Origin of the sequence: Microcoleus sp. A003_D6 (assembly GCF_036702825.1) — a bacterium.
Lineage (GTDB): Bacteria > Cyanobacteriota > Cyanobacteriia > Cyanobacteriales > Microcoleaceae > Microcoleus.
In genome coordinates this window covers 19,236-39,391 of sequence record NZ_JAUBWA010000031.1, presented here as the reverse complement: position 1 = coordinate 39,391, position 20,156 = coordinate 19,236, and the positions used below count along the sequence as shown (strand labels likewise).

Here is a 20,156-nt window from a genome sequence, read left to right as displayed (position 1 = left end):
ATAATATAGCAGTTGTCAATCGGATAAAATACAGGACACGGCACTGCCGTGTCCCTACCCAATATCTGTAATTCACTCAACTGAAAACTTGATTATTGTGGGTTCTCAGTCTTTAATCGGCTTGCCATCTCGATTGACAATACGGCTTTCACCATCCTTGGCGGTGACATTTTCATAAACCCCTTCATCCCGCTTCACGTACTTGCTGAAACCCGAATTTTTATAATCGGTGTCGGATGTCGGCTTCATCAATCTCGGAGCGCTCAGCAGTCGGCGTACCGGAGCATCTGCGGGAGTGTCCCCGGGTTCGCACTTAGCCAACTCGCACAGTTGGCCCCAAGTCGAAACTTCCAGGTTCATGCTGTGCGAAACTTCTAACTGCTGGTTGTTTTTGGGACAAAAATAATCGTATACAGGCATACTAAGAATCTCGTTTGCAACTACTAAAATTACTAATTGCACTGTTGTTTAGAGTATTATAGCTCAACCTTACTAACAATTCAAGGCAAAAAATCAAACTTTACTATTTTTAACGATTGTTAAAACACTAAATCAGCTATATTATTAACCCAGTGTGCTTGCTCCCGGATGCGATCGAGACAAAGCCCAAAAGTAAGCTACCCTGAAATCCTCTGACTCGATCGCACGATCGCTCGTTTGAGCCCTAGCAACTGCCCGCAAGACTTCCGTGAATGCCGTCAAAGGATCGTCATTTTCAGACTGCACCCAAATCACAGATTCTAAGTTTCAATTTTATTTATTTACTCACCAGCGAGGATTTACCGATGAGCGATTTCAAAGTTACGCCAGAAGTAGAGCTGAACACAGCTCAAATGTTGGAGCGATACCAACTGCAAGATGAGACAAATCTGCGGCGTTGGGCCAAACTGCACGCCATCAACAGCAGTCGCGGTTTCTTCTATCCCAGTGAAGTAGATTTGATGGATCACGCTCACCACCATCTTTACAATTTGGGAATGAGCATTGCTGAGTACCAAAGTCTTTTAGACCGGCGCCGCAGCCATTCCCCGACATCAGGCGACCAAAATAAAACAGTAGCAAGTCAAGTTGCTGACGAAGCATACGATGCCATAGAAACGCTGACAGATCAGTATGCTGAAGCTATTGATTTAATGGGAGAACGTATCGCAGACCATTTCATCGATGAACTCGATTTATCTGTGATGCGGCACCTTTCTCAAAAGGTACAAGACCGCCGCAGTCTCAACGGTCAAGCTAAAAAGCCTAACCGTTTTCTCCAAGTGATTAAAGCCGTGTTGCAACCGAGCAGCGAAAATACGCTTCTGGTTCCCAAAAAAGATGATGACTCTAGTTTAGAATTAGAACAGCATCACCGCCTCGGCTAGCTGCCGATTTTTTTGAAAGACTAAGCGCTACTTAGGAATGAAAAATAAATAAGGTGACTAATAGAGCAATAGTTTACCTTGGATCAAGGCTTCTGGGGTTTAATTGTGCAAGTTATTGATTTTTCATTCCTTATAGAGGTAAGGTGCGCAGTGCGCACCCTACATAATTAGGTTCAGCCCCCAGGAGTATCAAGGCAATAAATTTGCGGTTTTCAATCAGTCTAAGTAACCTGTAAATTATAAATTTCAGACTGGATGCAGATGTATTTTCCGTCGGAATTACCTAAAATATATATTTAATCTCAGCCGTCAATCTAACAAAAGGTAGAGAAATGATTAAATCCTGGATGGTAATTGGAGGCGTCGCCTTTGTAGTAGCTTTAGCCGCTAACATAATCGCGCCCAGCGACATCAAGTGGTTCAACCGCTTGCAGCGTCCGAGATGGCTAGTAATTGAAAAAGCAATTCCCGTAATTTGGACAGTAATTTTTATTTGTGCAGCTTGGTCAGCAGTGATTGTTTGGGAAAAAGAACCGGGTATTCAGGAAACTTGGCTGAGAATGGGTTTGTACCTGCTTTTAGAAATAGTGACTATTTCTTACACGCCCGTTATGTGCAAATTGCGTAGCCTGAAAGTCGGGACAATTATCGGCGGAACGGGGGCTATTTTAAGCGTGCTGCTAGCTTTAAGCGTCTTGCAAGTTTCGCAGCCTGCGGCCCTGTTATTGCTGCCTTACATACTTTGGAGTCCGATCGGCACTTACACCACTTGGGCAATGATGCACTTGAATGCGGCGGATGTTTAGCCTCTCATGGAATTAGTCATTTTAATGGGATTGCAAGCATCGGGAAAAAGCACATTTTTCCGCGACTATTTAGCTGCCACGCACGTTTTGGTCAGCAAAGATTTAATGCGAAACAATAAAAATAAATCGCGCAGACAAATTCAATTAATTGAAAATGCACTGAAAGCAGGTCATTCAGTAGCTGTTGACAATACCAATCCCGAAGTTCTCGATCGCAGGCCGCTGATTGATATCGGTCGCACCTATAATGCCCAAATCATCGGTTACTACTTGGAATCAACAGTCAGCGACTGTTTAGCTCGAAATCAAAAGCGATCGGGCAAATCTCAAGTTCCAGATATAGCAATTTATGCTACTCTAAAAAAAATGGTAGTGCCCAGTTACGGCGAAGGGTTCGATCGGCTGTTTTTTGCCCGCCTATCAGACAACTTTACCTTTGAAGTAAAAACCTTGCCCGCAGAGGAAGTTATTCATGGACAATCAAATATTTGAAAAAAAAATGCGCGAGCTTGAATATTTTCACAGCCTGCGTTTATTGCCGGGAACTCACACAGTAATTCGCGCCGACGGTCGCAATTTTTCAAAATTTACTTCCTCAAGTTTTGAGAAGCCTTTCGACTTAAAATTTCACGAATTAATGGTGGAAACTGCCAAAGCGCTGCTGTCAGAACTAGACGGCATTTACGCTTACACCGAAAGCGACGAAATATCAGTTTTGTTCCCTCCAGATTGGGATTTATTCGATCGCAGCTTAGAAAAAATTGTCTCTATTTCTGCCAGTATTGCCAGCGCAACTTTCACTCGCGCCGCCCAAACAGCAGTCACTTTTGACAGCCGCATTTGTTCCGCAGCCAACAAATCGCAAGTAGTAGATTATTTTCTATGGCGCCAAGCAGATGCAGCGCGGTGCGCTTTGAATGGCTGGAGTTATTGGATGCTGCGAAAAAATGGCGAAACGGGTGAAAATGCAGCAGTTATATTAGACAAACAATCGGTGGCTTTCAAAAACGAATTGCTGTTTCAAAACGGAATTAATTTTAACGAACTGCCGGCTTGGCAGCGCCGGGGAACGGGATTGTATTGGGAAAAATACGATAAACCAGGTTATAACCCGATCGAACGCAAAGAAGTTGTGGCAGTGCGGCGGCGGCTCAAAGTCGATGAAGAGCTGCCAATGAAAGAGGAATACAAAGAATTTATTTACCAATTTTTAAATGTTGGCGATTAACCATTAAGGATATCTTGTCAAATCCGGTGGCAATTGATGAATAGACCTCTTGCAAAAATAACTAGGACGGGCTCTGGGGCCCATCCCACAAAATTTTTTTTCTTGTGGAATGGGCCCCAGAGCCCGTTCCAGAATTTGATTAAAAGGATTTTTGCAAGAGGTCTAATGCTCAGTCGGTTTTAACCGAATGCAAGCTTTGAGACGGGGGTTTAAACCCCCCGCCCAAAGTCGGGCAAGCGAGTTAACCTAGCGACTGCCAGAGCTAGTCGGAGGCTCAGTTTCCGGGGGTTCTGGAGGGGGAGATTCAGCATCGGGAGGATTCAGCGACTCCTCCCAAACTTTGATTTGCGATCGAGCTTGCTCAAAAGCCCGAGTGCCCGAAGGAATTTTCTTCAAAGTCGCGATCGCCCCAGCCAGATCCGACGACGACTGTTCCACACCAAGCGCCAAAATCCGCTGGCTCCACTCATCAATCGCCTCACTCGCCTGCCACCGGAGCGAACTCGACTGCGGCACCTGACTTGCCAGGGAAATTGCCGTTTGCAAAGCGTCAGCAGTACCCGATCGGGCGACCTGACGGGCGCTCTGCAAACCTTGCTCGCCCTGAAATTGAGCCTCCCAAGTCCGAATGTTCGATCGAGCTTGCTCGTAAAGCACCCGTCCCGATCGAATCCGGCGGGCCATCTCAATTGCCCCCGCCAAATTGCCGGCCGCCGCTAGCTGCTGAGCTCTGTCCAAAAACGGCTGGTCAACAAGCCGCTGTCTCCTCTCGATCCAAGCTTGAATTTTGCCCTGAGCTTCCACGTAAAGCGCCCTACCTCTACCGATCCGAGAAGCTTGAGCAACGGCGGCCTCCAGAGAATTCGGATCGCCCGTCCTCGCCAAATCGTTCGCTCTTTGCAAATACGGACTGTCTTCCAGCAGCTCGATTTGACGGCTCAAGCGGCTAATTTGACGGAGAGCTTGCTCAGAGCGGGGATTTGATTCCGGGACTGTTTGCAATTGCGCGATCGCAGCCCTCAAATTATTTACCCCTCCCGGCGCCGCCAGCCTGCTTGCCAAATCCAAAACTTTCACATCAGCGATTTCTTGCTGCCAGCGGCCGACTAAATCTTGAGCTTGTTGGTACAAAGGGCGGCCCGACTTCAACTTTTGAGCGGACTCGATCGCCTTAGACAAACCATCAACAGAGCCAGTCAAAGCCTGAGAAGTAGCATTAGCCAACTCGTTAAAATCCTGAACTTGTTCCTTTAAATTTGCCGACTCTGGAATCTTGTTAGCCATTGCGGTCGCCTGCTGCCAATCGCCTGCTTGCAAGCGTTTTTGGGCGATATCCATCATTTTCTTGCTAAATTCCGCGATCAGCTTATTAGCAGCTTGATACAAATAACTGTTTTGACCAATTCCCTCAGCCAGCTTAATCCCCGTCACCAGATTGTCGAACCCTCCCTCCGAGGCTTTATTCCGGGCTTTTACCAACTTATTGCCCTCAGCCCGAGTCGCCTGAATTGCCTCAGTCAATTCCTCGTACTTAGCCGATTCCCAGAAAGTATTTCCCGAATCCAACAGCAGAGTAGCTTCGCGGAAAGCCAGCGCCCACTCTTCCTGACGCAAGTGGTCTTCGGCCGTGCGGTAAATTTTCTCTGAATCGCTCCATATCGACTGCCACTTTTCAATCTGCTTTTCCACCGTCGGGTAAGCGGGAACGTTTTGAGGAACCTTGCGAGCTATCGCAATCGCCTCCTCCAGCTTCCCTTCTTGGAAGCTAGCATTTCCCAACCTGAGAATATCCTCCGACCACCGATCGATTTGACCGTTAATTCTCGGTCGCAGCGGGTGGTCTGGCGGCAAAGCATTCACTAATTCGATCGCCAAAAGCAAATCATCCACCGTCCGCTTGCTAGCTGCTTCTTGAGCGCAAAAAAAGCGATCGTTAGCAGAAGCCGTCGGCCAAAAAATCTTTGAGCAGTTCGACTGCGAGGTCAGGTTGAGCAAAGACGCAATTGCCACAAACCCCATACCCACAGACAGCATCAAACTCACCGCCAGCCAAAACTGCCACTTATTCGACCAGCTCCGCCACAACGGATTGTGTTCCGGCGGCTGCGAGTTTTCCCCAGACAAATTCGGCGGTAGTTCCAGATGCCCTCCCGGCAGTTTTCCCAAAGTAACCAGCTCTCGGAGCTCTTTAAGTCGCTCAGCCCGGTTTTTCCTTGCTGGAAGTGGCACCAGCGATGAAGTATCCTTTGTTGACTCCAATGATTCTGATGCAGACCAAGGGCCTGATGTTTTGCGATCTTGACTCATATCATGCTCACCACCAACAACAACCAGCGAGTCTTAAGTATTTCAAAACGGAGAGCGATACTATCAACTGCTCTATAAAATGTATTCATCACTTTTACATACTCCCGCCGGCCCAAGACTGCAAGAGCCGATCGCCTGCGCCGCCAAAATCAAAATTTCGCAATTAGGTAATTGATAATGCGTAATTGGCAATTGGTCAAGGCCCTCATCCCTAACTCGCACTCAATAGAGCCAATTACACATTATCGTCTCAAGAACCGGAGTTCGAGCGCAAATCGCCAATTAGTTCCGCAAGCTGATCGGTGTTAGCTTTGTAAACCTCGTTGCAGAAATGGCACGTAGCCTCAGCCCCGCCATCTTTTTCAATCATGTCTTGGAGTTCGGCTTCGCCCAACATTTTCAGAGCTCCCAAAACTCGATCGAACGAACAGCCGCAGTGAAAGCGCACCATCTGAGTTTCCGGGAAAATTTCGGGCCCCATATCTCCCAATAACTCTTCCAGAATCTCGTGCAGCGTTTTGCCCGATCGCAGCAGCGGCGTAAAGCCCGACAGTGCAGCAACTCTAGATTCTAGAGTTTGCACTAATTTTTCGTCCGTTGCCGCCTTCGGCAGAACCTGCAACAGCACGCCCCCAGACGCTTGCACCCCCCCAGCCCCCACAAATACCCCCAAAACCAAAGCCGAAGGCGTCTGCTCCGAGGTTGCCAAATAGTGAGTCAGATCGTCGCCAATTTCGCCGGAAACCAATTCTACCGTACTTGAGTAAGGGAAACCGTATCCAACGTCCCGCACCACGTACAAATAACCGTTGCCTATTGCCCCGCCGACATCGAGTTTGCCGATCGCATTGGGCGGCAGTTCCACTCCGGGATTGTCCACATAACCTCGAACCGTTCCATCCAGTCCCGCATCAATTAGAAGTCCGCCCAGCGGCCCATCTCCTTTGATGCGAATGTTGACTCTCGATTCGGGGCGTTTCATGCTGGAGGCGAGTAACAGCCCCGCCGACATCGTGCGGCCCAGAGCGGCTGTAGCCACGTAGGAGAGCTTGTGCCGCCGTCTTGCTTCTTCGGTGAGGCGGGTGGTAATGACGCCTACAGCGCGAATTCCGCCCTCTGCGGCTGTAGCGCGAATTAATTGATCGGCCATGAAAAACCTTACTTTTTTCTTTTGATACCTTCTTGAACTATTTTAGAAGTTCTTGAAGGTTGTGGCAGCAGATAGCAGCAGTTGACTGGGCGGGTCTGGGAGTGCGATCGAACTTCACAACTCCCCTATTTTTTCTATAAAACCTTGATTAACCGACTATTTATTAACAAATAGTCTGATTGATTTTTGAACATAAATATTTATTTGAAAAACCCAGAATAACGAGTGCATTTATTTTTCCAAAGGCAGCTTATCCTCAGCCATGTTATAACAACTCACAACTATAGTCCTGGACGCACTCCCCCACAAATAAACCTGGTTTTTCAACCGAAATTGAGGATTTTAAGCCCGTGTATTTAAGCTAAAAAACCTGGTTTCTGGCTACCCGTGCATAAGTCCTAAACTAATGATTAATGACTGATGACTAATGACTGATGACTAATGACTGATGACTAATGACTGATGACTAATGACTAATGACTGATGACTAATGACTGATGACTAATGACTAACAACTAATGACTAATGACTAATGACTGATGACTAATGACTAAAGCTTATCTTGCCGCTAACCTGACGATTACCAAACCTTTACCTTGGTAAGCTAAAGTCAGATGCGTAGGTCTGACACTAATGTTTTTTAGCTGGAAATAACGGATATGCCACCAACATCCAAAGCACTTTTAGCGGAAGTCCAGCATAACACGGGAGCAACTCGAAACTTGCATTTTTATGCCAAGGGCGAAACCATTCCTTTGATGTCGCAAGGCCTTTGGCGAGTCTGTCAAGGTCTAGCACAACTGAGTACGCTTTATCCAAACGGGGAAGAAGGACTTTTGGGTTGGGTGGGGCCTTCGATGTGCTTCGGTTTGTGGTTGACAAGCTTGCGGACTTACCGAGCTACGGCGACATCAGATGTTTATTTGATGTGGTATTCTATGGTGGAAATCGAAGCTTCTCCTCAATTGGGTCACGAGTTGCTACCTCAAATGGTAAGGCGGCTGCGGCAAATGGAAGCAATTTTGGCGATCGCCGGACAGCGCCGAGTAGAAGACCGTTTGTATCAGCTACTGTTATTATTGCAACAAGATTTCGGTCAGCCTGTGGTTGAGGGGACTCGTTTGAACATCCGCTTGACACATCAAGATATTGCTAACGCTATTTGCACGACTCGGGTAACGGTAACGCGAATGCTGGGAAAATTGCAGCAGCAAGGGTTAATCAGTCGAGATGGCGATCGGCATTTAATTCTTAACAAAGATGTTTTTGCGTCCGCATCCGATTTATTTGGCTGCAACCCTCAAGCAGTGTAGCAAGCGACAGGAATTTGCATCTACATAACCCTGTCTAATATTAATTTTCAAAATTCAGGCAACAGTATTTGTAGTATTTGTAGGGTGTGTCGCCATCAACCATCCCCAAAAAAAGATAGAAAATCTCATAGCGACGCACCAATCGACAATATTTGAAGAAAAAAACATAACATTTGTTGTGTAGCAATACTTTTGAAAATTGGTAGAATATTAAAGCGGAAATAGATCGGACGGCGGTTGAAACCGCGTCTATACAAACAAAGTCCGCCTCCGCGGACTGAAGAAATGAAGAAAATAAGGTAATTTTCACATCCCCGTCTTCAACCCGCGGAGGCGGGTTTTGTCTGTGTAGACGCGGTTTCAACCGCCCTGTCTTCTTGACAAATTACTCGGTTTGTGAAGTGCCGTTGGTCGATCGTAACTTCTGCTTTCCGGGCATCTGTCGGAGGCCATCCAAAGAAACCACCTCAGCCTCAGAACTCTCCCTAGCCACCCGAATCAGCAACCCCGACAACAGCAAACTCGCCACCATCGAAGAACCGCCGTAACTAAAAAACGGCAGCGGCAAACCCGTAGTCGGCAAAACCCCCGTCGCCACCCCAATATTCAGCAGCGACTGTCCCACCATCACCACCATCACCCCAATCGCCACCAACTGAGACTCAATATTCCGGGCCCGCGTCGCCACCCTCAAAGCCACCGTACCGTAAGCCGCCAACATCAGCAACAGCGCGAAACCTCCCACCAAACCAAACTCCTCAGCAAACACAGCAAAAATAAAATCGCTGTACTGAATCGGCAAATAAAATAACTTTTGCTGCGACATCCCCAAACCAACACCCCAAATGCCCCCAGAACCCACAGCCAGCAGACTTTGAATCAACTGATAGCCATCCTGCATCGGATCGGCCCAAGGATTCAGAAAAGACATAATCCGGCGGCGCTGATATTCCCGAAAACTAATACTTAAAACCGCCAACAGCATTCCGCCGATCGCCGTTGCGCCCAACTGCAAGTAAGGCAAGCCCGCCGCCAAAGCCACCAACCACAAAGTCATGCCGCACAAAGCCGTGGTGCTTAAATTTGGCTGCAACAAAATTCCCAACAGCATTGCGCCGAAAATTAACAGCCAAGTAAAGCGAACTTTATTTGTCAACCGGGGCCAGTTGCCGAAAATGCGGGCGCTTTGGAGAACAAAAAACGGCTTGATCAACTCAGAAGGTTGAATAATCGGAACCGGGCCCAGAGATATCCAGCGAGTCGCCCCGTTGACGGTGGTTCCCACTCCCGGAATTAAGGTCAACCACAGCAATCCCAGCAGCAAGAGGACTCCTAACTGAGATGTTTTCAGCAGGTAGCGCAGGGGGGAGTATACCATCAAGTTAAAACCGGCCAGCCCGATCGCCACTGCGATTAGCTGCCGTTTAAAATAATAAAGGCCGTCTCCAAATTCTGAATTTGCGATCGGATAGGAAGCCGAAAACAATGCTGTCAGTCCTACAAACAGCCATAGAAAAGTCAGCCACCTCAGCCAGCGGGCCTCAGCGGCCCATTGAGACGCGCTGGGGTCAAAAAATGGAATGAAGCGTCGAATGTCATTAGTCATAGGATTTAAAAATGATCTCAATAAACTCTAACAAACATGGCTAAAATACCAGATTGGTTAATTTACGCATTAATTTGTTCGCTATTATATGGTTTGTGGGGATTTTTTGGCAATTTAGCGACTAAATATATTGACTACCAAACTGCTTTTCTTTATGAAGCAATTGGCGCTATTTTAATGACTTTATTTATCCTTGTCCAAACTAAGAGTTTTAGTTTTGAGGGAGATGTGAGGGGAATTTTGTTTGCCGTATTAGTTGGCGTTTGCGGCACTGTGGCGTCATTAGTATTTTTTATTGCCCTTGGCAAAGGTGAAGTTGCCAATGTAGTGAGTGTTACGTCTATCTATCCGCTGATTACTATATTATTATCGTCTTTATTCTTGAAAGAGGCTATTACATTACCACAAATGCTTGCTGTTTTGTTAGCGATTATCGCAGTTATACTTTCGGCTTATTGAAATACAGCAGATTCCACATTTATGAAGTACACCCGCCTATCGTGAGCTTCCCCCGTAGGGACTTAGGCACTCGCGGTGTCCCTACACTTCACAAACCTGGAATACGCTGTATTTGTCAATGATTAGATTAACAACGCTGGACATTCTTCCTTCTTCCTTCTGCTATAACAACAAAAAAGAGGTCGCCTTCGACCTCTTACCCCTCTACTAATCCAGCTTCGGATGTTAAAGTAGACCTGTATTAGCTCCGGGCTTACCCGTAGCCAGTTGCACTTTAATAATTCTGCCGCCCATTTTCATAATTCTTTGCTGTTCCCGGAACCAATTGTCGTAGGGAACCAGCTTAGTAAAATAGGTATTTTGCAATTCGCGCTGAGTGCGGATGCGTGTTTGGCTGGGGACGCAAGCAGTCACCTTAAACATTCTCATGGGAAACAAACTCCTGAGTAGGTTTACAGATTATTAGATGGATTTTTTAAAGATTGAAGGCAGGGAGTTAGGAGTCAAAACTAGCTCGTTAAAACTCGTCGGGCTTTCTCGACCAGCCTTTGACGGTCTAGCAATCACTCTCAACTTCCCTGACCTCTTTTCAAAGCCAAAGGTAACAAGTCCAAAGTTAAAAGTTAAAAGAGGCAAGAAATAAATCTTCTTCCTTCTTCCGACTTTCATCGGACTGAAATCTGTTACATCCGTTACATCCGTTACATCCGTTACAGAATCCGTTGCCGAACTTTCTTCTTCCGACTTTCATCGGACTGAAATCTGTTACATCCGTTACATCCGTTACAGAATCCGTTACAGAATCCGTTGCCGAACTTCCTTTTTCCTTATTCCTTTTTCCTGAGTCTTAGCTCAAGCCAGAGGAGATGTAGTCGAAATAGACGCCCATTTCTTTACCAGCGTCAGAACCGACCAAACCGGCGGTGACTTCTTTCATTGCTTGGATTGCTTGTACGGTAGAACCGATGGGCACGCCCAAGGAGTTGTAGGTTTCTTTCAAACCGTTGAGCACGCGCTCGTCGAGGATGGAAGGGTCGCCAGCTAGCATGGCGTAGGTGGCGTAGCGGAGGTAGTAGTCCAAGTCGCGGATGCAAGCTGCATAGCGACGGGTGGTGTACATATTGCCGCCAGGACGAGTTACGTCAGAGTACAACAGAGACTTAGCAACTGCTTCTTTGACGATTGTGGCTGCATTGGCGCTGATGGCGGTAGCGGCGCGGACGCGCAGTTCGCCAGAAGCAAAGTAGTTCTTGAGTTTGTCTAGAGCGCTGATGTCGAGGTACTTACCTTGAACGTCAGAGGAATTGATAACGGCGGTAATTGCGTCTTGCATGGTTGTCTTGTTTCCTTGAAAGTGGCTGAGTCAGTCCAATTTTGGAGCTAGAATTTGGGACTTGGGATTTGGGATTTGAGATTTTCAAGTGGTCGGTTATCTGCAAAAGCTTTTAGCTTGTTACCAGCAACCCCCAATTATTCAATCTAAAATCTATAATCTAAAATCGAAATTCCTTACTGCATCGCACCGATAACGTAGTCGAAGTAAGAGGAAGCTTCGGAAGCGTCTTCTCCAGACAGCAGCGCACCTGCTGCATTTTTCATAGCGCGAACGCCTTCGGCGACGGCTTCAATCGGGGTGCCGAGAGATCTGTACATTTCGCGGACGCCGACAATACCGATTTCTTCGATCGGAGTAATGTCGCCAGCTACGATTCCGTAGGTGATCAAACGCAGGTAGTAATCTAAGTCGCGCAAGCAAGTTGCGGTCATTTCTTCGCCGTAAGCGTTGCCGCCGGGAGAAACAACATCAGGGCGCTTTTGGAAAAGTTGGTCGCCTGCTGTCTTGACGATACGTTCGCGGGATTCGCTCAAAATTTGGGCGATGCGGACGCGGCGTTCACCAGAGGTGACGAAGCTCTTGATCCGATCTAATTCACCTGGGCTCAAGTAGCGAGCTTCGGCGTCTGCGTTGACGATTGATTTGGTGACGATACTCATCTTGTGTGTACCCGCTGGATATTTTGCTATTGCGAACTGCTCTGCGCTGAGCTAGCGACGGCGGGCGCTTGCATCCCTTACCTTTCATGCTCAGGCAGGAGCTTTGACGGGGAAGGGCGGACTCTCCACAGCCAGCAACTGTTGAAGTTGTTGGCGGGTGACTGCCTTCGGTGCTTGACGGCGCTGGTTCTTCACGCCGGTGCGGTTGTGAGTGCTCGCACTAAGCCTGTCGCTTACAATACCACAAATGACTGATGCGATCTTTAATCTACGATCGAGATTGCAGCAGGCCACTTAGTGGCGATCGAGTGACTGTCGGGCAGTTAGTAAGGATATTATTGCTCCTCTGACACAACTACCTCTCGCAAGTATTTTGAGGCATTATGTTCACATTCTGAGTGTTACTGTAATAGTTTGTAATATTCCTTTTCATATTTGGGCCCTCGCTTGGGTCTTCTATGTGAAAATTTAACAGATAAAAAAGTCGCTATAATTACCTCGCAGCAAGGGTTGCAGGCGATCGAACCCTGAGAGGGATTTGTGGCGGGCGAGGGCGCGAAGCTCAAAGACTTTTCCCTGAGAGGGAGGGAAGCGGGAGATAGGGGGAGACAGCGGGGAGACAGGGGGGAGATGTGCGATCGGAAATCAGGACTTTCGAGCTTGTAGCTAAATTTGGCTCTCGTCCAAAAACGGATACTTGCTGGCCGACACTCGTCGCCAGCAACCCAAAATTTTAGACCAAAGTTTAAGCTCCCAGACTCATCTGTGGAATAAATCTAAAATCTAAAATCCAAAATCTAAAATCGATCGACTCTCACTTTTAACCTGGTGTGCCGTGAAAAGAAATCTATCAGCCCTTAAAAAAGCTTTGCAGTTTGGGATTAGCGGTGCTGTCGGGGGCTTCGCCGGCAATCTCATCACCGAACCTTTCATGCAGGGACTCACTGGTTCGGAATCTTTTTTTGACAGTGTATTTTCCACAGCTCGCTGGTTTGGATTGGTAGGCGGTGGCATTGCTACTGCGATTATGTTCGGCTATTATTACTATATCAAAGGCAAGCCTCAAATTAACCAAGCTTTAAAAAATGGCGGATTGTTTGGTTTAATTGCAGGAGCCATTTCTGGGGCGATCGCCGAAGGCATTTATAGCGGAATTGGCGATGGAAACAACGAATTATTGCGAGTAATTTGCTGGGGAATAGCTGGCAGTTTGTTAGGACTTGGACTTGCACAGCGGATTCCTAATTTGGGAGCGCTTCGCGGCACCGGAGGCGGCGGTGTTGGGGGTGTCTTGGGAGGCTGTTTGTTTATTCTGTTTGCTTACAATTTATCCGGTACGGCGGGCCGTTTAGCTGGTTGTGCTGCGATCGGTTTTTGGATTGGAATTATGTTGGTTGTAGCTGAAACTTTGTTCAACAAAGCTTGGCTGGTAATTAGTTACGATACTGGAGCAAATCGCACTCTCACTCTGGGTTCGGAACCGATAACTTTTGGCAGCGATGAAAATTTGTCTATTATCTGCATTCCTAATGTTTCGCCCTTGGCCATGCGGTTTCAATTGGAAGCAGGTCAAATTGTTTGCGAGAATGTTGATAGCGGGGCGGTGAGTTATTTGCGATCGGGCGACCAAAAGAGAATCGGCAACTGTACAATTACCGTCGGAAACTCTGACTTGCCCGCTGCAACTTCTACTCAGGTTCCGCCTAGTATTATATCACAAAAATCCCCAGCAGATTCTTTTACCAGCGGTCAATTATTCCTGAAATTAGGCAGTCGAGTCATTTCTCTGAGTGCGGGAACTCAATTATTCACCTCTGACATACCGAGTTTAACAGCCGCAGCATCTAACGGTCTTGTAGCTATAGTCACTTCTCGATCGCGAAACGAGCTTTCGTTAGGATTGACCAATTTGTGCGATCGGGCTTGGTGGGCCACAGACATTCAAGGCGACATAAAAATGATTGAACCTGAAAGCACCCTAACTTTAGCCTTGGGAACTAAAATCGAATTCGGTGAAATCGAGGGCGAGATTGTCGGAAGCTGACATCGCGACGAATACGGCTATTTTTGAGGCGAGGCGTTGCACAGACAAGATTGCACTCACTCACCTTTCTATCTTAAAATCATCTGCGTTTATCTCCGTTAATCTGCCTGACATCTGCGGTTGCTCCACGATCATTACTCAAAAGGTTTGAAACACTTGTCAAAAAGATACGTAGCAGCGATCGACCAAGGAACCAGCAGCACCCGATTTATCGTATTCGATCGCCTGGGACAGATAATTTGCAGCAACCAACAAGAACACCAGCAAATCTATCCGCAACCGGGATGGGTGGAACACAATCCCGAGGAAATTTGGCAGCGAACCCAAGGCGTGATTAAAAATGCCCTCGAAATCGGCAATATCGATCCCAAAGATATTGCTGCTCTAGGTATTACCAACCAACGAGAAACTGCAATTGTTTGGGACAAAAACACTGGGAAACCTTACGGTAATGCGATTGTTTGGCAAGATACCCGCACTCACCAAATTTGCGAAAAATTAGCTGAAGTTGAGGGCAAAAATCGATTTCAAAAAAGATGCGGTTTGCCGCTGGCTACTTATTTCAGCGGACCGAAAATTAAGTGGATGTTGGACAATATTTCAGGACTGCGGGAAGCTGCAAATCAAGGGGATGCGATTTTTGGCAATGTCGATACTTTTCTGATTTGGCATCTGACTGGCGGGGCACACATTACCGATGTTACCAACGCCAGCCGCACGATGCTGATGGATTTGCAAACCCTCGATTGGGATGCTGAAACTTTGGAAATAATGGCAATTCCCCGCCAGATGCTGCCAGAAATCCGCCCTTCGAGTCAAGTTTTTGGAACTGCAAAAGGATTGCTTGCAGGTGTTCCGATTGCTGCTGCTTTGGGCGATCAGCAGGCCGCTCTCGTGGGGCAAACTTGTTTCAGTCCGGGGGAGGCGAAAAATACTTACGGTACGGGCTGTTTTATGCTGCTGAATACCGGTGAGACGATCGTCCGTTCAAAGCAAGGATTGCTGACAACAGTCGCCTACAAGATGGGGGAATCGCCCGCTGTGTATGCTTTGGAAGGCAGTATTGCGATCGCCGGAGCTTTAGTGCAGTGGCTGCGGGACAATTTGGGTATCATCAACACATCTGCGGAAGTAGAAACATTAGCAAATACAGTCGAAGATAGCGGTGGAGTTTACGTTGTCCCGGCTTTTTCTGGACTTTACGCACCTTATTGGAAAGACAGCGCCCGGGGAGTAATTGCAGGTTTAACTCGGTACGTGACTAAGGCACATATTGCCCGCGCAGTATTGGAAGCGACAGCGTGGCAAACGCGAGAAATATTGGACGCGATGAATCAGGATTCTGCTGTACCGCTTTTGTCTTTAAAAGTAGACGGAGGTATGGTGGGAAATCACACGCTGATGCAGTTTCAGAGCGATGTTTTGGGAGTGCCAGTGGTGCGGCCTGTGGTAGCAGAAACTACTGCACTCGGTGCGGCTTATGCGGCCGGTTTGGCGGTAGGTTTTTGGAGTCAGCTAGCCGAATTGCGGGACAATTGGGCGGTAGATTGTACTTGGGAACCGAAAATGTCGATCGCACTTCGCGAGCAAAAATACCGCTTTTGGAAAAAAGCAGTTTCCCGCACATTCGATTGGGAAGAATGAATATCAAGCATTCAGGGGCAGGCTAGAAGCCCACCTCACAAGTAGAAAAAAAATTCACTCTTTGTGGAACAGGCATCTTGCCTGTTCCGGCTATGTATTTAGTGCGGGCTAGAAGCCCACCTCACAAGTAGAAAAAAAATTCACTCTTTGTAGAACAGGCATCTTGCCTGTTCCGGCTATGTATTTAGTGCTATCATCAAATCTAGCACTATTTTTCAACCTGCAAATAAATGATTTCCCTAAATAACTTAAAAAAATTTCTCACCGCATTTCTATTAATACTGACACTGGCATTTGTAGAAATCGCCACTAATTCCCAAAGTGCGATCGCAGATACAGCTACAAATCCCGCAACCGCAGCCGAAGTCTTCAGCGCCAACTGTGCAGGTTGTCACATCAACGGCAGCAACATTATCAGGCGCGGCAAAAACTTGAAACAAAAAGCATTAAAAAAATATAAGATGGACTCGATTGCCAATATTTCAAATTTAGTAACCAACGGCAAAGGTATTATGCCCGCTTACAAAGATCGTTTGTCGGAACAACAAATTATCGATGTTTCAGCTTACGTGCTATCCCAAGCCGAAACCGATTGGAAATAGCACCTCGGTAGATTATTTATAGCCTAGGCAATCTTGCCGCAGACATCAGATATTTCTTTACCGCAGGTTGAAGCGCGAACAGAGTTTCAGTTTCTGCTGGGACTGTTTCAATTAGCGATCGCCTGAAAAGCGATTCCAACGTCTTAAAAAAATCTGAGTTCCGATCTTGCTGAATATCTAAGCACAATTTTTCAATCTCAACAGGCTTGACTTCTTTCGCCATGCAGTGTAATAGCTGGATTTCTAAGGATGATAAGCGATTAAACTGCCGAGATAACGTATCGCTATAATCTCCCAGAAACAGCCCATTTCTTAAAAAGTTAGCAATGCTGCCGCCAAACATATCCTTAATAGTTGTTGTTACTATTTTTAACGCCAAAGGATTGCCACTGTAGGCCTCTATTAGTTCTGAGTATTCACCTTCTTCAGACAAACCCTTGTTTTTAAGGATTTCCACAGCCGCCTCTCCCAAACCACCCAATTTAAATGACCGTACAGATTGATTATCACCTTCTAACGCTGCAATTTCTTTAGGTTTTTCACAGCTAGTCAACAGCAAGCAACTTTGATGCTGCGATTTTGCTACTTGTTTCAGCAATTCCCCATACACTTGATATCCTTCCCGATAATTTCCTGTTAACTGATCGGTGCTGAAAACAGCTTCCCACTCATCTAAAATTATCAAACATTTACGCTTTTTTAAACACTGAATCAGCCGCTGGATACCATCAGCGATGATTGTCTGTTCTATTGCAGTTGTCGAAGCGATTAGGTTTTCTAGATAAAATTCAAGTTGCGATCGCTCTCCGAGAGCGATCGCAGCTTGAAGAAAAACTTTTTTATCCTGACTAATTAACCGCAACTTATCTAAATCGTTTAGCGGTTTATCTGATAAAAATTCGATTAAAGTTACGAGAGTATCTGCCAACAGAGGTGCATGAGTGAGGTTTAGCCAAATCAATCTATCAAACGAGTATTTTATCATATCTGTTAGCTTAGATGCTAAAGCAGTTTTGCCCATGCCATCCATACCCAATATAGCAACTAAGCGACAGTTTTCTTGTAAAATCCATTGCTCTAAGTTAGCAAGTTCTGTTGTGCGCCCGTAGAAAATAGACATATCAGCCAACATCCCCGATTCAGTTTGATTTTCAATAGAAGTTTCGGGAGTTTGGATATAATTTATCAATGTAGAATGCAACGTTTCTACATTCCCCTTTTGTTTATAACCAAATATTTCTAGGATAGTGGGGATTTCTTTCCAGTCTTTGGGTTGTTGCAGCGTTAAAACTTCTATATAGCGAGACAGCCCTCTCGATAAGTCTACTCTAATACCGGCGCATTCGCGATGGAGTGCGACGGCGATTTCCGGCGGACTATAATTGCAAAGCAATCCTCGCAGGTACGTTTTTTCTAAAGGGGTGAGTTGCTGCTTTCTACTGGTAACATATTCTTGCTTGGCCGCTGTCAAGTCTGCATATAACTGTTCGAGATTCCAGCAAGCCTCAGCCTCTATAAACTTCTGTGCTGGTGGTATTTGTAAAGGTTTATTTCGCTGTGTCATGTATATTCATAATAAGTAAACACCCCGTCAACTCGATACAGCTACTTTGTCAGCCGGAAAAAGTTAGATGCACCTGATGCAACCTTGTAAGCGACTTTTTTCCCAGGAAGACGGAATTTTCCCGTTTTCATTAAAGTTGATTCGATCTCAATTACAATTCGGCAAATAGTTGATTCAGATACTCCCCAATTTGTCGCAATATGAAAATATGTTCGATATTCTCGCCAATATTCCAATGCAACTAAGACCTGTTCTTCAAGAGTTAGGATAGTCCCACGCCCTCTTCTGTCTTTATGATTCTCTGACCGGAATTCTTCCCAGGCTTTAACCATTACTTTTAAGGTTTGAATTTAGACACCAAATCTACGTTGAAATTGATGAGAAGTCTCTCTTTAGATAAGATTGATTTTTCATGATTTACTGATTGTGTAACAACCAATATAAGTTTCTAGTATTTGCTCCTGTTTCTAGCAAGGCAAGAGTAAAAATCAGTTAAGAGTTGGGATTCAATCCAGTAAAGCAAAACTTTTCATTAGATCGTAAAATTATTTTGCAAGAGGTCTACTTAGTACCGAAACCCCGATCGAACTCGCCCAGCAGACATTCTTGGGATTAAAGAAGTTTCGATAATCAGTCCAGCATTGAGTTCCGGTGGTTTTCTCAACAGAGAATGTATCCATTGGGTAAGTGTATTCTGTCCGACCATAATTTCGCTGTCGAGGTGCACCCTCGTAAGTGCGAAATCGCTTATTCTCTACACATCTCTCGATCGCGCGCGCCACCACTGGAACAAAGATCGGCAGCTTTATCAGGCGAAACGCCTTGGCGGACAAAGTCACTCAGACATTCTCGAATCGAACTCTGCGCGATCGCGCCTTGGCTCATTAACAGTGGTGAAACTAGCATCGTGGCGATCGCGCCTGCCATCGCCAATGCTTGGTGATTTAGACTCATGGCTCTCTTTCAAATGATGGAAAGTTGTCTTAGCGTGCGTTTTGGCAAGCCTGAACCGCAGCCGCTTCACTAATTTCAGTTCTGACTCTGACGGTTCTACAGTTCACATCATTCGCAACACAAATCCAGCCTGAAAATGGTTTCTGTACTTCTGTTCGATACAGCAAATTCTCCATACACTGCTGAATCGCCTGCGGAGAACCACCAATTTGCGGTTGCTGCTGGTAAATTACGGGAGGTTGCTGCTGATAAATGACCGGGGGCTGCGCTGCTGGAGAGGCAGCAGGAGTTGGCGAAGCCGGACATCCAAAAGGAGTGCAAGGAGCCGCACCCGGATTTGGGCAACCAAACGGATTACAGGCACTGGCACCGGGTTGAGAACAGCCGAAGACATTGCACGTTTGCGCTACTGAAGGCTCTATTTGCACAAATAAAGGTAGACTGGCGCTGAGGATGCCTATCGTTAGCACTTTATTAATAGTTCCTGAAAGAAAACCGTTCTTCGGTAAGCGAGAGAGCAATCGATTCATCTTGATTTCCATTCCTTGTTGTTGAAAGCGTTGAGTAGATGCTCACTTCGCTGAAGGTTGCTAGTAATCTTCCGGCAAGCCAACTTTCACCTTCGGTTCCTACGCACTCAAGTAGCGTCGTGCAGTTGAGGTTGTTTCATCCAAAGTAAATTCAGCAGACTCATTTAGAGAAGCAGCACCGATTAGACCAAGATTCTTGGACATGGCGTTTCCTTAAGATTCTTAAAAGAATTAATCCAGTAACGTTGAGGTTTGTAATGCGATGCCGCTTTACACCCCAACTAACACAACTGCGATCTGCCTTTGGCAACAGCGTTTCGCTATCGCCGCTGATTGAGGCTTTTCATCTGTGATTGATACACTTTAACTGCCTAAGCCCACCTCTGAGAGTCGGTAAAGGTCAGAAGAAGATGTAAAGAACTCCTAAAAAAGTCAGAAAAAAGTCAGATCTATGAAAAAATCATCCTACAGGGTGATGTGAGATAGCTGTATAGAAACCTAAGAGTCTCTTTTCAGCTCGAACTTCAGTTAGCTTTGCCTCATCTTTCAGGTAAGGGTGCAGCAGCTATAGAAGGCAAAAGCCCCTA

General features: G+C 46.3%; 21 protein-coding genes and 1 pseudogene. 9 read left to right on the top strand and 13 right to left on the bottom strand.

What is annotated here, in order from left to right; genetic code table 11:
- Window positions 1-105: 105 nt before the first annotated feature.
- Together QUB70_RS11280 and QUB70_RS11275 are read right to left on the bottom strand one after the other, a co-directional pair.
- Complete coding sequence (locus QUB70_RS11280) at window positions 106-420, bottom strand: hypothetical protein (protein ID WP_039887678.1); 315 nt, start codon at window positions 418-420, stop codon at window positions 106-108.
- Window positions 421-564: 144 nt separating this feature from the next.
- On the bottom strand, window positions 565-726 hold the full coding sequence (locus tag QUB70_RS11275; protein WP_332980334.1) for a hypothetical protein: 162 nt from the start codon (window positions 724-726) through the stop codon (window positions 565-567).
- A 59-nt stretch (window positions 727-785) separates the two neighbouring features.
- Between QUB70_RS11275 and QUB70_RS11270 the strand changes: the two genes are divergently transcribed.
- The 4 genes from QUB70_RS11270 to QUB70_RS11255 all read left to right on the top strand — a co-directional run bounded on the left by QUB70_RS11270 (window position 786) and on the right by QUB70_RS11255 (window position 3,401).
- The gene (locus tag QUB70_RS11270; RefSeq protein WP_332980333.1) at window positions 786-1,367 is read left to right on the top strand and encodes a hypothetical protein; all 582 of its coding nucleotides are present in this window, start codon (window positions 786-788) and stop codon (window positions 1,365-1,367) included.
- A gap of 332 nt (window positions 1,368-1,699) precedes the next feature.
- A complete protein-coding gene (locus QUB70_RS11265) occupies window positions 1,700-2,173 on the top strand; it encodes a TspO/MBR family protein (RefSeq protein ID WP_332980332.1) in 474 nt (157 codons plus the stop codon).
- 6 nt (window positions 2,174-2,179) lie between these two features.
- Window positions 2,180-2,665: an AAA family ATPase gene (locus QUB70_RS11260; RefSeq protein ID WP_332980331.1), complete on the top strand. Its 486-nt coding sequence runs from the start codon at window positions 2,180-2,182 to the stop codon at window positions 2,663-2,665.
- A complete protein-coding gene (locus tag QUB70_RS11255; RefSeq protein ID WP_332980330.1) occupies window positions 2,646-3,401 on the top strand; it encodes a tRNA(His) guanylyltransferase Thg1 family protein in 756 nt (251 codons plus the stop codon). The genes QUB70_RS11260 and QUB70_RS11255 overlap by 20 nt, the downstream gene beginning before the upstream one ends.
- 246 nt (window positions 3,402-3,647) lie before the next feature.
- Here the strand turns inward: QUB70_RS11255 and QUB70_RS11250 are convergent, their stop codons facing one another.
- Both QUB70_RS11250 and hslO read right to left on the bottom strand, forming a co-directional pair.
- Window positions 3,648-5,708, bottom strand: a complete 2,061-nt coding sequence (locus tag QUB70_RS11250; RefSeq protein WP_332980329.1) for a hypothetical protein — start codon at window positions 5,706-5,708, stop codon at window positions 3,648-3,650.
- Window positions 5,709-5,958: 250 nt separating this feature from the next.
- Window positions 5,959-6,858, bottom strand: a complete 900-nt coding sequence (gene hslO, locus QUB70_RS11245) for an Hsp33 family molecular chaperone HslO (RefSeq protein ID WP_332980327.1) — start codon at window positions 6,856-6,858, stop codon at window positions 5,959-5,961.
- Between the two features lie 659 nt (window positions 6,859-7,517).
- Between hslO and QUB70_RS11240 the strand changes: the two genes are divergently transcribed.
- Complete coding sequence (locus tag QUB70_RS11240; protein ID WP_332980326.1) at window positions 7,518-8,171, top strand: Crp/Fnr family transcriptional regulator; 654 nt, start codon at window positions 7,518-7,520, stop codon at window positions 8,169-8,171.
- A gap of 385 nt (window positions 8,172-8,556) precedes the next feature.
- On the opposite strand, the gene QUB70_RS11235 is transcribed toward QUB70_RS11240, so the two are convergent.
- Window positions 8,557-9,777, bottom strand: a complete 1,221-nt coding sequence (locus QUB70_RS11235) for an FtsW/RodA/SpoVE family cell cycle protein (protein ID WP_332980325.1) — start codon at window positions 9,775-9,777, stop codon at window positions 8,557-8,559.
- Between the two features lie 36 nt (window positions 9,778-9,813).
- Here QUB70_RS11235 and QUB70_RS11230 point away from each other — a divergent pair, with 36 nt between their 5' ends.
- The gene (locus tag QUB70_RS11230) at window positions 9,814-10,236 is read left to right on the top strand and encodes an EamA family transporter (protein WP_332980324.1); all 423 of its coding nucleotides are present in this window, start codon (window positions 9,814-9,816) and stop codon (window positions 10,234-10,236) included.
- A 225-nt stretch (window positions 10,237-10,461) separates the two neighbouring features.
- Here the strand turns inward: QUB70_RS11230 and QUB70_RS11225 are convergent, their stop codons facing one another.
- The 4 genes from QUB70_RS11225 to QUB70_RS11210 form a co-directional block, all read right to left on the bottom strand.
- Window positions 10,462-10,665 carry a phycobilisome linker polypeptide gene (locus tag QUB70_RS11225; protein ID WP_006634929.1) on the bottom strand — a complete coding sequence of 68 codons (204 nt, stop codon included), beginning with the start codon at window positions 10,663-10,665 and terminating at the stop codon, window positions 10,462-10,464.
- 418 nt (window positions 10,666-11,083) lie between these two features.
- Window positions 11,084-11,569: an allophycocyanin subunit beta gene (gene apcB, locus QUB70_RS11220; RefSeq protein WP_096829559.1), complete on the bottom strand. Its 486-nt coding sequence runs from the start codon at window positions 11,567-11,569 to the stop codon at window positions 11,084-11,086.
- A 176-nt stretch (window positions 11,570-11,745) separates the two neighbouring features.
- The gene (gene apcA / locus QUB70_RS11215) at window positions 11,746-12,231 is read right to left on the bottom strand and encodes an allophycocyanin subunit alpha (RefSeq protein WP_332980323.1); all 486 of its coding nucleotides are present in this window, start codon (window positions 12,229-12,231) and stop codon (window positions 11,746-11,748) included.
- A 90-nt stretch (window positions 12,232-12,321) separates the two neighbouring features.
- Window positions 12,322-12,525 carry a hypothetical protein gene (locus tag QUB70_RS11210; RefSeq protein WP_332980322.1) on the bottom strand — a complete coding sequence of 68 codons (204 nt, stop codon included), beginning with the start codon at window positions 12,523-12,525 and terminating at the stop codon, window positions 12,322-12,324.
- A gap of 541 nt (window positions 12,526-13,066) precedes the next feature.
- Here QUB70_RS11210 and QUB70_RS11205 point away from each other — a divergent pair.
- From QUB70_RS11205 to QUB70_RS11195, 3 genes are all read left to right on the top strand, one after another.
- A complete protein-coding gene (locus QUB70_RS11205) occupies window positions 13,067-14,275 on the top strand; it encodes a hypothetical protein (protein ID WP_332980321.1) in 1,209 nt (402 codons plus the stop codon).
- 156 nt (window positions 14,276-14,431) lie between these two features.
- Window positions 14,432-15,919: a glycerol kinase GlpK gene (gene glpK, locus QUB70_RS11200; RefSeq protein ID WP_332980320.1), complete on the top strand. Its 1,488-nt coding sequence runs from the start codon at window positions 14,432-14,434 to the stop codon at window positions 15,917-15,919.
- Between the two features lie 230 nt (window positions 15,920-16,149).
- On the top strand, window positions 16,150-16,521 hold the full coding sequence (locus QUB70_RS11195; RefSeq protein ID WP_332980319.1) for a c-type cytochrome: 372 nt from the start codon (window positions 16,150-16,152) through the stop codon (window positions 16,519-16,521).
- A 16-nt stretch (window positions 16,522-16,537) separates the two neighbouring features.
- Here QUB70_RS11195 and QUB70_RS11190 read toward each other — a convergent pair whose 3' ends face one another.
- The 4 genes and pseudogenes from QUB70_RS11190 to QUB70_RS11175 all read right to left on the bottom strand — a co-directional run bounded on the left by QUB70_RS11190 (window position 16,538) and on the right by QUB70_RS11175 (window position 19,569).
- Window positions 16,538-18,085, bottom strand: coding sequence for an NB-ARC domain-containing protein (locus tag QUB70_RS11190; protein WP_332980318.1), 1,548 nt, complete (start codon window positions 18,083-18,085; stop codon window positions 16,538-16,540).
- A 95-nt stretch (window positions 18,086-18,180) separates the two neighbouring features.
- A pseudogene (locus tag QUB70_RS11185) lies at window positions 18,181-18,459 on the bottom strand (helix-turn-helix domain-containing protein); the annotation flags it as partial.
- A gap of 373 nt (window positions 18,460-18,832) precedes the next feature.
- Window positions 18,833-19,039 (bottom strand): hypothetical protein, encoded by a 207-nt coding sequence (locus QUB70_RS11180; protein WP_332980317.1) that lies wholly within the window; start codon window positions 19,037-19,039, stop codon window positions 18,833-18,835.
- 29 nt (window positions 19,040-19,068) lie between these two features.
- Window positions 19,069-19,569, bottom strand: a complete 501-nt coding sequence (locus tag QUB70_RS11175) for a hypothetical protein (protein WP_332980316.1) — start codon at window positions 19,567-19,569, stop codon at window positions 19,069-19,071.
- Between the last annotated feature and the right edge of the window lie 587 nt (window positions 19,570-20,156).

What these genes read in the sequence shown, in the direction of transcription:
- QUB70_RS11280 (WP_039887678.1), bottom strand. Translation starts at nt 420, where the DNA reads ATGCCTGTATACGATTATTTTTGTCCCAAAAACAACCAGCAGTTAGAA.
- QUB70_RS11270 (WP_332980333.1), top strand. Translation starts at nt 786, where the DNA reads ATGAGCGATTTCAAAGTTACGCCAGAAGTAGAGCTGAACACAGCTCAA.
- QUB70_RS11265 (WP_332980332.1), top strand. Translation starts at nt 1,700, where the DNA reads ATGATTAAATCCTGGATGGTAATTGGAGGCGTCGCCTTTGTAGTAGCT.
- QUB70_RS11260 (WP_332980331.1), top strand. Translation starts at nt 2,180, where the DNA reads ATGGAATTAGTCATTTTAATGGGATTGCAAGCATCGGGAAAAAGCACA.
- QUB70_RS11255 (WP_332980330.1), top strand. Translation starts at nt 2,646, where the DNA reads ATGGACAATCAAATATTTGAAAAAAAAATGCGCGAGCTTGAATATTTT.
- QUB70_RS11250 (WP_332980329.1), bottom strand. Translation starts at nt 5,708, where the DNA reads ATGAGTCAAGATCGCAAAACATCAGGCCCTTGGTCTGCATCAGAATCA.
- hslO (WP_332980327.1), bottom strand. Translation starts at nt 6,858, where the DNA reads ATGGCCGATCAATTAATTCGCGCTACAGCCGCAGAGGGCGGAATTCGC.
- QUB70_RS11240 (WP_332980326.1), top strand. Translation starts at nt 7,518, where the DNA reads ATGCCACCAACATCCAAAGCACTTTTAGCGGAAGTCCAGCATAACACG.
- QUB70_RS11235 (WP_332980325.1), bottom strand. Translation starts at nt 9,777, where the DNA reads ATGACTAATGACATTCGACGCTTCATTCCATTTTTTGACCCCAGCGCG.
- QUB70_RS11230 (WP_332980324.1), top strand. Translation starts at nt 9,814, where the DNA reads ATGGCTAAAATACCAGATTGGTTAATTTACGCATTAATTTGTTCGCTA.
- QUB70_RS11225 (WP_006634929.1), bottom strand. Translation starts at nt 10,665, where the DNA reads ATGAGAATGTTTAAGGTGACTGCTTGCGTCCCCAGCCAAACACGCATC.
- apcB (WP_096829559.1), bottom strand. Translation starts at nt 11,569, where the DNA reads ATGCAAGACGCAATTACCGCCGTTATCAATTCCTCTGACGTTCAAGGT.
- apcA (WP_332980323.1), bottom strand. Translation starts at nt 12,231, where the DNA reads ATGAGTATCGTCACCAAATCAATCGTCAACGCAGACGCCGAAGCTCGC.
- QUB70_RS11195 (WP_332980319.1), top strand. Translation starts at nt 16,150, where the DNA reads ATGATTTCCCTAAATAACTTAAAAAAATTTCTCACCGCATTTCTATTA.
- QUB70_RS11190 (WP_332980318.1), bottom strand. Translation starts at nt 18,085, where the DNA reads ATGACACAGCGAAATAAACCTTTACAAATACCACCAGCACAGAAGTTT.
- QUB70_RS11180 (WP_332980317.1), bottom strand. Translation starts at nt 19,039, where the DNA reads ATGAGTCTAAATCACCAAGCATTGGCGATGGCAGGCGCGATCGCCACG.
- QUB70_RS11175 (WP_332980316.1), bottom strand. Translation starts at nt 19,569, where the DNA reads ATGAATCGATTGCTCTCTCGCTTACCGAAGAACGGTTTTCTTTCAGGA.